This window comes from Nocardiopsis lucentensis DSM 44048 (genome assembly GCF_000341125.1).
GTDB classification, from domain to species: domain Bacteria; phylum Actinomycetota; class Actinomycetes; order Streptosporangiales; family Streptosporangiaceae; genus Nocardiopsis; species Nocardiopsis lucentensis.
The window spans coordinates 1-11367 of record NZ_ANBC01000252.1; the positions used below are offsets into that span (position 1 = coordinate 1).

Genomic DNA, 11367 nt, shown 5'->3' on the forward strand with positions numbered 1-11367 from the left:
CCGTCGCAGCGGTGAGGGTACGGTCAATGTCATGGCTTCCACGTACAGCGATGCCCTCCTGGCCGACGGTCCCCTCCTGTTCGTGTCCGGACAGACCCCGCAGGCGCCCGACGGGAGTGTCGCCGGGGACGTGACGGGTCAGACCCGCCAGATCTTCCGGAACATCGAGGCCGTCCTCGCCCGGCATGGCGCCGACCTCACCCACGTGGTGAAGCTCACCTACTACCTGCGCCACATCGCCGACCTCGACGAGTTCCGACCCGCGCTCCTGTCCTGCCTCCCCGGGGACCACCGCCCGGCCGCGACCCTGGTGGAGGTCAGCGGTCTGATCAACCCGAGTTACCTGCTGGAGATCGACGCCGTCGCCTGCCCGCCCCGGGGGTGAGCGTGCTGGAACCCTTCGCCGCCCATCTGTCCGGCGAGCTCGGCCGGTCGCCGCACACGGTGCGCGGCTACCTCGCCGACCTGCGCTCGCTCCTGGCACATCTGGAGGAGACCGGGCACGAGGTGGCGGAACTGGACGTGCCGCTGGTGCGCGCCTGGCTCTCGCGCGCCCGCGACGCCGGGGCGAGCCGGGCCACGGTCGCGCGTCGGGTGGCCGCCGTGCGGGCCTTCACGCGGTTCCTGCACCGCGAGGGCGTCCTGGCCACCGATCCGGGGCCACGCCTGGCCAGCCCCGCCCAGCGCAGGTCGCTGCCGACGGTGCTGGACGAGCGCCAGGCCGCCGAGGCGCTCTCCGGCGCGTCCGCCGAGTCTCCGGTCGAGCTGCGCCGCCACGCCGTGGTGGAGACGCTCTACGCCACGGGCGTGCGGGTGGCCGAGTTGTGCGCACTGGATCTGGACGACGTGGACCGGGAACGGAACACGGTGCGCGTGGTGGGCAAGGGGAACAAGGAGCGCACGGTACCGGTGGGAGCGCCCGCCCTGGACGCGCTGGACGCCTGGCTCGCCGCGGGGCGGCCTGAGTGGGCCACTCAGGCCAGCGGCGCGGCGGTGTTCCTCGGGGCCCGAGGCGGTCGCCTGGGGGTGCGTCAGGCCAGGGAGGACGTCCACGCCCACCTGCGCGCCGCCGGGGTGGACGGCGGTCCGCACGGTCTGCGGCACAGCGCCGCCACCCATCTGCTCAACGGCGGCGCCGACCTGCGTAGCGTGCAGGAGTTCCTCGGCCACGCCAGTCCCCGCAGCACCCAGGTGTACACGCACGTGTCCGTGGACCGGCTCCGCGACACCTACCGACGGGCCCACCCCCGCGCCTGACTACTCTTCGGCGCTCCTCTCCGCTTCGGGGGCGGCGAGTCGTCGACGGAAGACCAGGGCAGTCACCCCGACCGCCCCGGCGATCGTCGTCGGCACCGCCACCAGGATCGCCGTCGCGATGCGTGCGCGTCGGAGGCGCTCACACGTGTCCTCCTCGCGCGCCCACCATTCCGACGTGATGCCGTCGTCGTTCTCGTCATACACGGAGTTGCTTCCCAGGGCGCTGACGCAGGCGACTTTTCCGTCGGCCTCGGTCACCAGGTCGGGGGGCCACAAGAGGAGGCACAGGACGGTTCCGGAGCCGATGGCGGACAGGAACAGACTGATGAGGATCACGTACTGTGTTCGACGGCGGTGGAGGGCGGAACGAGCCGTGTTCGTGGGTGCGCTGGCCCCGGATTCTTCACCGCTCATGTGTCAGAGTTCCGTGGTTTCACGATGCGATGGCGACTTGGTCATCGTCCGGCCATTTCATCATTTCTTCGTGGCGTTCAGTACGGGTGTCGATGGACTGCCATGTCGTGGTGGTCTCCGCTGTGGCACCAGGGTTGTCCTCCACACCGGATGGGTTGAGGATGATCTCATGGACTCCTGTGGCCACTCTTCGCTTGTCTTCGCTGGTTTCACGGGGGAAGGTTGAGGTGTCGTCTGTCCGCGTCGTGCTCGTAGAACCCATCGGCCTCTTCGTCGAAATCCTCGATGCAGGGGCGGAAGACAACGGGGAAGGATTCGGCGACCACCGGATTGATCTCGGCGAACCGTATCTTCGGGTCTGTGGGATTTCCGGGGTTACCGTTCATGGTCTCCCGGGTCAAGGGAGCCCGCGCCCTGGAGCCAGGCCGCGTTGGTTCCTTTTCCCGGATGCCGTCGTTCCCGGAATCACAGCGGTGCGCCGAGGGGCAGCAGCCGGACCTCCCCGCGGCCGAGCAGGGACAACGGGTCCAGATGGGTGGCGCCTTCGAGCAGGCCCCAGTGCAGGCAGGGGCGGTCGGCGCAGTGCGTCGGCCCGGCCGCGAGCGTTCCGATCACCTGTCCGGCCTCGACCGGCTCGCCCCGGGCGAGTGCGGACTCCACCGGCAGGTAGGTGGTGCGCAGGTCGCCGTGGGCCACGCTGACCAGGGGCGTTCCCGCCACGGGGCCGACGAAGTGCACCCTTCCGGGGCCGGCCGCGTACACCTCGTCCCCCGGTTCGGCGGCGAGGTCGACGCCCAGGTGGCCGGGGAGCCAGCGCTGCGCCGGTGGGTCGAATCCGTGCAGGACCGTCACCGGCGCGGCCAGGGGCCAGCGCCAGGCGGCCCGCGCGGTGGTTCGGTCCGGGGTGAGGGGGAACAGCAGAAGGGAGAAGGCCAGCAGCAGACGGATGAGACGGCGAGGGCTCATGCGTCAAGGGTCCGGTGAACGGGGGTGGTGTGCCAGGGGTCGGGGGAATCTGTGGACAACCCGCCCACAGGGGGTGGTGCCCCCTGGACACAGCGCAGGTCCTGTGTATCCCCGACGGAGGATAGAATCGTCTGCGGCCCATCGGGCCAACCACAATTCGCACGTCCACACGCCTCCCCCCGGGAGGGGCCGCACCCACGGTCCACACCGCTTCGGCGGAGTGGCGGTACGGCCGGGGCGTCAGGCACAACCGACGGCGGAGTTCGTCTCCGCCACCGCAAGGAGGACCAGGTCATGGCCACAGTCGTGACGATCCGCCAGCTCCTGGAGAGCGGCGTCCACTTCGGGCACCAGACCCGCCGCTGGAACCCGAAGATGAAGCGCTTCATCTTCACCGAGCGCAACGGCATCTACATCATCGACCTCCAGAAGTCGCTGGCCTACATCGACCGGGCCTACGAGTTCGTCAAGCAGACGGTCGCCCACGGCGGCACCATCCTGTTCGTCGGCACCAAGAAGCAGGCCCAGGAGGCCATCGACGAGCAGGCCCGCCGCGTCGGCATGCCCTTCGTCAACCAGCGCTGGCTGGGCGGCATGCTCACCAACTTCTCCACCGTTCACAAGCGGCTCCAGCGCCTCAAGGAGCTGGAGGAGATCGACTTCGACGACGTCGCCGGCTCCTCGCTCACCAAGAAGGAGCTCCTCAACCTCCGCCGCGAGAAGGAGAAGCTGGAGCGCACCCTCGGTGGTATCCGCGACATGTCCCGCGTGCCCAGCGCCGTGTGGATCGTGGACACCAAGAAGGAGCACATCGCGATCAGCGAGGCCCGGAAGCTGAACATCCCGGTCGTCGCGATCCTGGACACCAACTGCGACCCCGACGAGGTCGACTACCCGATCCCGGGTAACGACGACGCCATCCGCAGCGTCAGCCTGCTCACCCGCGTCGTCGCCGACGCCGTCGCCGACGGTCTGCTGGCCCGCTCCGGTGCCTCCGGCGCCGAGGCCGCCGGTGAGGAGAAGGCCGCCGAGGAGCCCCTGGCCGAGTGGGAGCGCGAGCTCCTGGAGGGCAAGGGCGAGGCCGCCTCCACCGAGGCCGCCGCTCCCGCCGCGGAGACCCCGGCTGAGGCCCCGGCTGAGGCCGCCGCCGAGGCTCCGGCCGAGGCCGCCGCCGACAAGCCCGCTGAGGAGACCCCGGCCCCCGAGGCCTCCGCCGAGTAGGCACCGGGTCATCCCACCCCGCCGCCCCACCGACGCCGGTGGGGCGGCTCACGCGGGTCCGCGGGTGCCGCCCCGTGGCCCCAGACCACCGACGCTCCACTCCAAGGGAATCCGAGAACAGTCATGGCGAACTTCACCGCCGCGGACGTCAAGAAGCTGCGCGACATGACCGGCTCCGGCATGATGGCCTGCAAGAAGGCCCTCACCGAGGCCGAGGGCGACTTCGACAAGGCCGTCGAGGCCCTGCGCATCAAGGGTGCGAAGAAGCAGGCTGAGCGCGGCGAGCGCACCGCCGCCCAGGGCATGGTCGTCCTCAAGCAGGAGGGCGAGGGCAAGGCCACCCTGATCGAGCTCAACTGCGAGACCGACTTCGTCGCCAAGAACGAGCAGTTCATCGCGCTCGCCAACGAGGTCGCCGACTTCGTCGTCAACTCTGACAGCGATGACCTCGCCACCGTCGCCGCCGCCGAGATCGAGCCGGGCAAGACGCTCCAGGCCTTCATCGAGGAGAAGGGCGCGGTCATCGGCGAGAAGCTGGAGCTTCGCCGCATCGCCAAGTTCGAGGGCGCCTACGTCGCCAGCTACCTGCACAAGTCCGACCCCGACCTGCCGCCCACCATGGGTGTCCTGGTCGAGCTGGACAAGGCCGACGCCGAGGTGGGCAAGGACGTCGCCCAGCAGATCGCCGCTCTGGCTCCGCAGTACGTCGGCAAGGACGACGTCCCGGCCGACGTGGTGGAGAAGGAGCGCAGCATCGCTGAGCAGACCACCCGCGAGGAGGGCAAGCCCGAGCAGGCGATCCCCAAGATCGTGGAGGGCCGTCTGAACGGCTTCTTCAAGGAGGTCACCCTCCTCGGCCAGCCGTTCGTCAAGGAGAACAAGAAGACGGTCCAGAAGGTCGTCGACGAGGCCGGCGTGACCGTCAAGCGCTTCGTCCGCTTCAAGGTCGGCCAAGCCTAGGGATTTTGACATGATGGAGGTGCCGGGGAGAGTGCTCCCCGGCACCTTCGGCGGATATGGGCGGGTTCAAACGCGTGAGCACCCCGTCCGTCCGCAGCAGGAGCACTCGGGGGACCCTGTGCCGCTCGGGAACAACAAGGGAGGCCACAGGCCGTGTCGGAGAACAAAGCGATGAGCACCGAGACCGCCATGCACGATTCCGGGTGGAAGCGTGTGATGCTCAAACTCTCCGGAGAGGCCTTCGCCGGTGGCGGCGGCCTGGGTATCGACCCCGAGGTCGTCCAGTACGTCGCGGAGTCCATCGCCGAGGCCGTCTCCGAGGGCATCCAGGTCGCCGTCGTGGTCGGCGGCGGCAACATGTTCCGCGGCGCGCAGCTCACCGAGGGCGGCATCGAGCGGGGCCGGGCCGACTACATGGGCATGCTCGGCACGGTGATCAACTGCCTCGCACTCCAGGACTTCCTGGAGCGCCTCGGTGTGGACACGCGCGTGCAGACCGCGATCCACATGAGCCAGGTCGCCGAGGCCTACATCCCGCGCCGTGCCGTCCGCCACCTGGAGAAGGGCCGTGTGGTCATCTTCGGCGCGGGTCTGGGCGCGCCGTTCTTCTCCACCGACACCACCGCCGCCCAGCGCGCGCTGGAGATCGGGGCGCAGGCGGTCCTCAAGGGCACCCAGGTCGACGGGGTCTACGACTCCGACCCGCAGCGCAACCCGGACGCGGTCAAGTTCGACAAGCTCAACTACAACGAGGTCCTCACCCGCGGCCTCAAGGTCATGGACGCCACGGCCGTCAGCCTGTGCATGGACAACGGGCTGCCCATCGTCGTGTTCGACCTGATGAGCCAGGGCAACATCCTGCGCGCCGTTCGCGGTGAGAAGATCGGCACCATCGTCGGACCGGCCTCCGCCTGAGGCGGGTGCGCCACCCCAGTAAGCCACGAACACCAGAGTCGATTCCGGGAGCGCTGACAATGATCGAAGAGACCCTCCTCGAGGCCGAGGAGAAGATGGAGAAGGCCGTCGCGGTCGCCAAGGAGGACTTCTCCACGATCCGCACGGGTCGTCCCACGCCCGCGACCTTCAACAAGATCACCGTGGAGTACTACGGTGCCAGGACGCCGATCAACCAGCTGGCCTCGTTCTCGGTTCCCGAACCGCGCATGGTGGTCATCTCGCCGTTCGACGTCAACGCGCGGACCGAGATCATCAACGCCATCCGCAACAGCGACCTGGGCGTGAACCCGTCCGACGACGGTCAGGTCATCCGCGTGGTGTTCCCGGACCTGTCCGAGGAGCGCCGCAAGGAGTACGTGAAGGTGGCTCGGACCAAGGCCGAGGACAGCAAGGTCTCGATCCGCAACATCCGCCGGCACGCCAAGGACGCGTTCGAGAAGGGCGTCAAGGCGGGCGAGCTCGGTGAGGACGAGGCGCACCGCGCCCAGGCCGAACTGGACAAGCTCTCCCACACGTACGTCGCGTCGATCGACGAGCTGCTCAAGCACAAGGAAGCGGAACTGCTCGAGGTTTAGTGGTGACCACTCCTTCCAGCGGCTCCGGAGGCGACGACCTCTCGCCGGAGCACAGACCCGACGAGGGATCGCCCGCCGATGAGGCCGCCGGGCAGCGCTTCGTGCTGCACAAGCCGGGAGGTGAGCCGGTGAAGACCGGTCGCAACCTCCCGGTGGCCATCGCGAGCGGGTGCGTCCTGGGCGCACTCGTCTTCTTCTCGATCTTCCCCCTGCCCCAGCTGTTCACGATCATCACCTCGCTCGGGGTGCTGATCGGTCTGCGCGAGGTCAACCGGGCGTTCGCCGGGAAGGGCATGACCCTGGCCGTGGCGCCGATGGCCGTCGGCGGCGTGGCCATGCAGGTCTGCGCGTACTTCGGCGGCGCCGACTGGTTGGCCGGGGCGACGGCGCTCACCGCCATCGCCCTGCTCGTGTGGCGGCTGCGCGGCGGCGCGGAGGGGTTCGTCGCCGACGTGTCGGCGAACCTGTTCACCCTGGTCTACCTGCCGTTCCTGCTCGGCACGTGGCAGCTGCTCATCTCCCACCCGGAGGACGGGCAGTTCCGCCTGGTGACGTTCATCGTGGTGACCATCTCCAGTGACATCGGCGGGTACTTCGCCGGGATCCTGCTCGGTCGGCACAAGATGGCACCGGTGATCAGCCCGAACAAGACGTGGGAGGGCTTCGGCGGCTCGGTCGTCGGTTGCGCGCTGGCCGGTGCCCTGTGCGTCGTCCTGATGCTGGACGGGCCCTGGTGGGTCGGTGTGCTGTTGGGGCTGGCGGTCGTGCTCGCGGCCACGGTGGGCGACCTCATCGAGTCGCTCTTCAAGCGCGACCTCGGCGTCAAGGACATGGGCAGCTTCATGCCGGGGCACGGCGGACTGATGGACCGCCTGGACTCCCTGCTCATCGCGGGGCCCGTGGTGTGGGTGGTGCTGAGCCTGCTGCTCTGACGGGGGCGCCGCGTCCGGGCCGGGCCCCGGCCGCCGGTGGCGCCCCCCCCAGGGGCGGCGCGGGCCGCGCCGGGGCGGATACGCTCGTTGCGTGGATGAACCGTTGATCGATCGCATGCGCTCCTACGGCGAGACCGTCTTCGCGGAGATGACCCGCCTGGCCGTCGAGACCGAATCCGTCAACCTCGGCCAGGGGTTCCCCGACACCGACGGGCCGCGCTCCCTCCTGGAAGCGGCCACCGGGCACATCCTGGACGGGGTGAACCAGTACCCGCCGGGCTCCGGCCGCCCCGAGCTGCGCCGGGCGGTGAGCCGGTACCGCGCTCGCCACTACGGCATCGAACTCGACCCCGACTCCGAGGTCTACGTGACCGTCGGAGCCACCGCCGGGATCGCCGCGTCACTGCTCGCCCTGGTGGAGCGGGGCGACGAGGTGGTCGTCTTCGAGCCGATGTACGACTCCTACGCCGCGATGATCTCCCTGGCCGGGGGTGTGCGCCGACCGGTGGCCCTGCGGCCGGACCCTGAGCGGGGCGCGTTCACCTTCGACCCCGACGAACTACGCGCCGCGGTGGGCCCGCGCACCCGCGTGATCATCGTGAACACACCGCACAACCCGACGGGGACGGTGTTCACGGCGGAGGAGCTCGAGACGATCGCCCAGGTGTGCCGTGAGCACGACCTGCTCGCCCTCACCGACGAGGTGTACGAGTTCCTCACCTTCGACGGGCTGCCGCACGTGCCCCTGGCGACTCTGCCGGGGATGCGCGAGCGAACCCTGTCGGTGTCCTCGGTGGGCAAGATGTTCGCCGTCACCGCGTGGAAGACCGGCTGGGTCATGGGTCCGGAGCCGCTGGTGCGCGCCGTGCGCACGGTGAACCAGTTCCTGACCTTCTCCGCCAACGGCGCGCTCCAACTGGCGATCGCCGACGCCATCGACCACGAAGGGGCCTGGATCGAGTCCCAGCGCGCCTCCCTCCAGGCCAAACGCGACCGGCTGGCCGCGGGTCTGGTCAGAGCCGGGTTCGACGTGTATCCGTGCGAGGGCACGTACTTCCTCATGGCCGACATCAGGCCTCTGGGCCACGGCGACGGGCTGACCGTGGCCCGGGCCCTGCCACGTGAGGCCGGGGTGGCGGCGGTGCCCGCCCAGGTCTTCTACGACCACGAGGAGGAGGGCTCGCACCTGCTGCGGTTCGCGTTCTGCAAGCGGGACGAGGTGCTGGACGAGGCCGTGGACCGCCTGACCTCCTGGCGCAAGGGCGACGCTTAGGTCCTGCGGCCGCCCGAACCCGGGCCGAGGCGGAGTGGAGGTCCGAACCGGGCGCGGGTGGGATGCTTCACGTGGGGGCTGTGCAGCAGGCGTCCGTCGAGGGCGTCCACCCCGCTCGCGAAGCGCCGCCCCGGGCGGTGGCTCCCTCCGCCCGGCGGTCCTCGTTCAGGAGCGTCAGGAGCAGGCGGGGACAGCGGAAGGTCGCGCCGTCGTCGGTGTCGAGCAGGTGGAGTGACGTGAGGTGGTCGAGCAGGTCCTCGGTCTCCCGGAGGGGCATCCCGGCCAGTTCGGCCACCTCCTCCGCACCGAAACCCCGGGGACCCAGGGTCGAGACCGCGCGTAGGACACCCGCCTCGGTGTCCGTGGTCGGGGTGAGGGCGGATTGCAAGGACGCGCGTACCGAGAGCGCGCCGAACCGGAGCTCGTCCAGCAGGTTCCGCTCGTCCGCGAGCCGGTCGCGCAGCCACCGCAGGGGCCGGTGGCCGGCGGCGGCGAGCCGGGCTCCGACGGTTCGGAGAGCGAGCGGCAGTCCCTCGCACAGGTGGGCGAGGGCTTCGGCCTCCTCGGGTTCGGCCTCCACCCGCCGGGTGCCGATGCTCTCGGCGAGTAAGGAGTGGGAGTCGGACGGGGACAGCGCCCCCAGGGGGAGGCGGACGGCACCCGAGAGTTCCGCCAGGGCGACGCGGCTGGTGATGATCATGCCGTTGCCCGGACCGGACGGGAGCAGCGGTTCCACCCGATCGGCGGACGGGACACCGTCGAGGACGATGAGGACCCGGCGGTCGGCCGTGGCCCGTTGGAAGGACTCGACCAGTCGGTGGGGCTCGCGGGGGACGTCGTCCTCGGGGACGTCGAGGGAGCGGAGGAAACAGGAGAGGACGGAGGCGGGGGGCGGATCCCCGCCCAGGTCGGCGTACAGCGTGCCGCCGGGGTAGGCGGGGGCGAGCTCGTGCGCGGCGGCCACGGCCAGGGCGGTCTTGCCGACGCCGGGACGTCCGGTGACGCACACGGCCTGGACCGCGTCGGAGGCGTCGGGGGTGAGCGCGTGCCGGATCGCGTCCAGCTCCGCCCCGCGCCCGATGAGGCGGCACGCCCCGCTGGGCAGCACCCGCGGCACGTGCCGGGGGCGGGAGCCCGAGCGGCCGGGCTCCGCGTCGTGTCGGGTGATGCGCTGGTGGAGTCGCCGAAGGTCGGGGCCCAGGGGGTGACCGAGGACGTCCTCGAAGGTCTTGAGGCCGTCGTGGTAGACGTCGATGGCCTCGGCGCGCCGACCGGAGCGGTGGAGGGCGAGCATGAGTTGGCCGCGCAGACGTTCGTTGAGGGGATCCTCCCGGACGAGGGGGCTGAGCTCCACCGCGAGCGCGTCGTGCCAGCCGAGCTCCAACTCGACGTCGACGCGTTCCATGACCGCGGTGTCGCGCAGGTCGCTGAGGCGGAGGGCCTCGGCCTCCAGGGTGCCGGTCCGCACGTCCGCCAGCGCGTGGGGGCCGCGCCACAGCCGGTCCGCCTGGCGGTAGAGACTGGCTGGCCGATGGGGTTCCCCGCGACCGGCGGCGGCGCGTGCCTCCGCCAGACGTCGTTCGAACGTCCAGGCGTCCACGTCCACGGACTCGACCCGCACCGTGTACCCGGTGTCGGCGGTCTCGATGACGTCACCGAGTTTGGACAGACGCCGTCGGAGCCCGCTCACCAGGATCTGGATCTGTTTGCGTGCCGTGCCCACGGGCATCTCGCCCCACACCTCGTCCACGAGGGTGTCGACCGGGACGACCCGTCCGGCGTTGACCAACAGCACTGCGAGGACGACGGCTGAATTGCCCTGGGGGATCTTGATCCATGTGTCGGGGTCCTCATAGCCGAGGGGACCCAGGATCACGAAGGGCACATCAGCCTCCCACGAGTAGCCAGAGAACGACGCAAGTTACTTAATGTCGTCATACGTTCACTATGGGAATGGTATTGGGTGCCAACATCGGTGTCCATTTTCCCCATGGCCACATCGGGCCAACGGCCCACGGGTGCGGTGTCGTCCCAGCTAGCGGCTCGCGGCCTTCGCCCGGGACCGTGCGGCCAGGCCGACGACGACCGCGCAGGCGAGGAGGACGAAGGTCGTGTTCTCGGCCGCCGAGATACCGCTTCGCCACGACTCGAGGGGGCGCCGTGCCAGTTCCGCCACGACCACCAGGGCCAGCACCAGCGCTGTGACCGGCCGGCGCCGGGACAGGAAACCGGTGGTCCCGGCGATCACGCCGCCGGCCACCGCGATGGCGAGCGTCAGCCACAGCGTCGCACTGGCCATCGGCGGGGCGGGGCCGNACCGGACGCCACGTCCGCGTGCAGCCATGTGTGCACGTCGTGGGTGACGAACGCGGTCGCCATGAAGACCGCTCCCCACGTGTTCGCCCGGCCGACTGAGACGGACTCCAGCCGACCGAGCGCGAACGGAACCCAGAACCAGGCCACCAGGCTGTTGGCCACCCCGCCCGCGTACTGGGCGGTCGCGCTCCACACCGTGTGGTCGACCAGGCCGTCGGGCGCGACCCTGTTGCTGGTCGCGGACAGGAAGCCCACGAGGAGGCCGCTCAGGACCGTGACCGCGAGTGGGACCGCTCGTTCACGCATGGGCTCCCTGTCTTCGTTGGACTCGACCGTGACGGGTGGTGTCGGGGCGCCCCTCCCCGCACGGTTCCGGCGCCGGGGGCACCCCTCGCCCCCGGCGCCGACCGACGGGCCGCCCCGGTTACCGCTGGGGCTCGAACCACACCGCGCCGAGCGGAGGCAGCGTCACCTCCGCCGAGAACGGCTGGGGGGG

At 70.3% G+C, this 11367-nt stretch carries 13 protein-coding genes; 8 read left to right on the forward strand and 5 right to left on the reverse strand.

Going from position 1 to position 11367, the window contains the following annotated elements; translation table 11 throughout:
• The first annotated feature begins 31 nt into the window (after nucleotides 1-31).
• Nucleotides 32-385, forward strand: coding sequence for a RidA family protein (locus D471_RS0108510; RefSeq protein ID WP_026127536.1), 354 nt, complete (start codon nucleotides 32-34; stop codon nucleotides 383-385).
• Between the two features lie 2 nt (nucleotides 386-387).
• The gene (locus D471_RS0108515; protein ID WP_193789748.1) at nucleotides 388-1257 is read left to right on the forward strand and encodes a tyrosine recombinase XerC; all 870 of its coding nucleotides are present in this window, start codon (nucleotides 388-390) and stop codon (nucleotides 1255-1257) included.
• Here the strand turns inward: D471_RS0108515 and D471_RS0108520 are convergent, their stop codons facing one another.
• The 3 genes from D471_RS0108520 to D471_RS0108530 all read right to left on the reverse strand — a co-directional run bounded on the left by D471_RS0108520 (nucleotide 1258) and on the right by D471_RS0108530 (nucleotide 2637).
• Nucleotides 1258-1593, reverse strand: a complete 336-nt coding sequence (locus D471_RS0108520) for a hypothetical protein (RefSeq protein ID WP_017598226.1) — start codon at nucleotides 1591-1593, stop codon at nucleotides 1258-1260.
• Between the two features lie 287 nt (nucleotides 1594-1880).
• On the reverse strand, nucleotides 1881-2057 hold the full coding sequence (locus D471_RS40085; RefSeq protein WP_161630088.1) for a hypothetical protein: 177 nt from the start codon (nucleotides 2055-2057) through the stop codon (nucleotides 1881-1883).
• Nucleotides 2058-2136: 79 nt separating this feature from the next.
• Entirely contained in the window at nucleotides 2137-2637 is a 501-nt protein-coding gene (locus tag D471_RS0108530) for a M23 family metallopeptidase (protein WP_017598228.1), read from the reverse strand.
• 294 nt (nucleotides 2638-2931) lie between these two features.
• Here D471_RS0108530 and rpsB point away from each other — a divergent pair, with 294 nt between their 5' ends.
• From rpsB to D471_RS0108560, 6 genes are all read left to right on the forward strand, one after another.
• The gene (gene rpsB / locus D471_RS0108535; RefSeq protein ID WP_017598229.1) at nucleotides 2932-3858 is read left to right on the forward strand and encodes a 30S ribosomal protein S2; all 927 of its coding nucleotides are present in this window, start codon (nucleotides 2932-2934) and stop codon (nucleotides 3856-3858) included.
• A gap of 123 nt (nucleotides 3859-3981) precedes the next feature.
• A complete protein-coding gene (gene tsf / locus D471_RS0108540) occupies nucleotides 3982-4818 on the forward strand; it encodes a translation elongation factor Ts (protein WP_017598230.1) in 837 nt (278 codons plus the stop codon).
• Nucleotides 4819-4989: 171 nt separating this feature from the next.
• Nucleotides 4990-5733: a UMP kinase gene (gene pyrH / locus D471_RS0108545; RefSeq protein ID WP_026127537.1), complete on the forward strand. Its 744-nt coding sequence runs from the start codon at nucleotides 4990-4992 to the stop codon at nucleotides 5731-5733.
• Between the two features lie 59 nt (nucleotides 5734-5792).
• Nucleotides 5793-6350 (forward strand): ribosome recycling factor, encoded by a 558-nt coding sequence (frr, locus tag D471_RS0108550; RefSeq protein ID WP_017598232.1) that lies wholly within the window; start codon nucleotides 5793-5795, stop codon nucleotides 6348-6350.
• A 2-nt stretch (nucleotides 6351-6352) separates the two neighbouring features.
• A complete protein-coding gene (locus tag D471_RS0108555) occupies nucleotides 6353-7282 on the forward strand; it encodes a phosphatidate cytidylyltransferase (RefSeq protein ID WP_026127538.1) in 930 nt (309 codons plus the stop codon).
• A 91-nt stretch (nucleotides 7283-7373) separates the two neighbouring features.
• Nucleotides 7374-8555: a pyridoxal phosphate-dependent aminotransferase gene (locus D471_RS0108560; RefSeq protein ID WP_026127539.1), complete on the forward strand. Its 1182-nt coding sequence runs from the start codon at nucleotides 7374-7376 to the stop codon at nucleotides 8553-8555.
• A gap of 67 nt (nucleotides 8556-8622) precedes the next feature.
• Here the strand turns inward: D471_RS0108560 and D471_RS33540 are convergent, their stop codons facing one another.
• Together D471_RS33540 and D471_RS0108570 are read right to left on the reverse strand one after the other, a co-directional pair.
• The gene (locus D471_RS33540) at nucleotides 8623-10440 is read right to left on the reverse strand and encodes an AfsR/SARP family transcriptional regulator (RefSeq protein WP_017598235.1); all 1818 of its coding nucleotides are present in this window, start codon (nucleotides 10438-10440) and stop codon (nucleotides 8623-8625) included.
• Between the two features lie 150 nt (nucleotides 10441-10590).
• Nucleotides 10591-10854 carry a hypothetical protein gene (locus D471_RS0108570; protein WP_017598236.1) on the reverse strand — a complete coding sequence of 88 codons (264 nt, stop codon included), beginning with the start codon at nucleotides 10852-10854 and terminating at the stop codon, nucleotides 10591-10593.
• Between the last annotated feature and the right edge of the window lie 513 nt (nucleotides 10855-11367).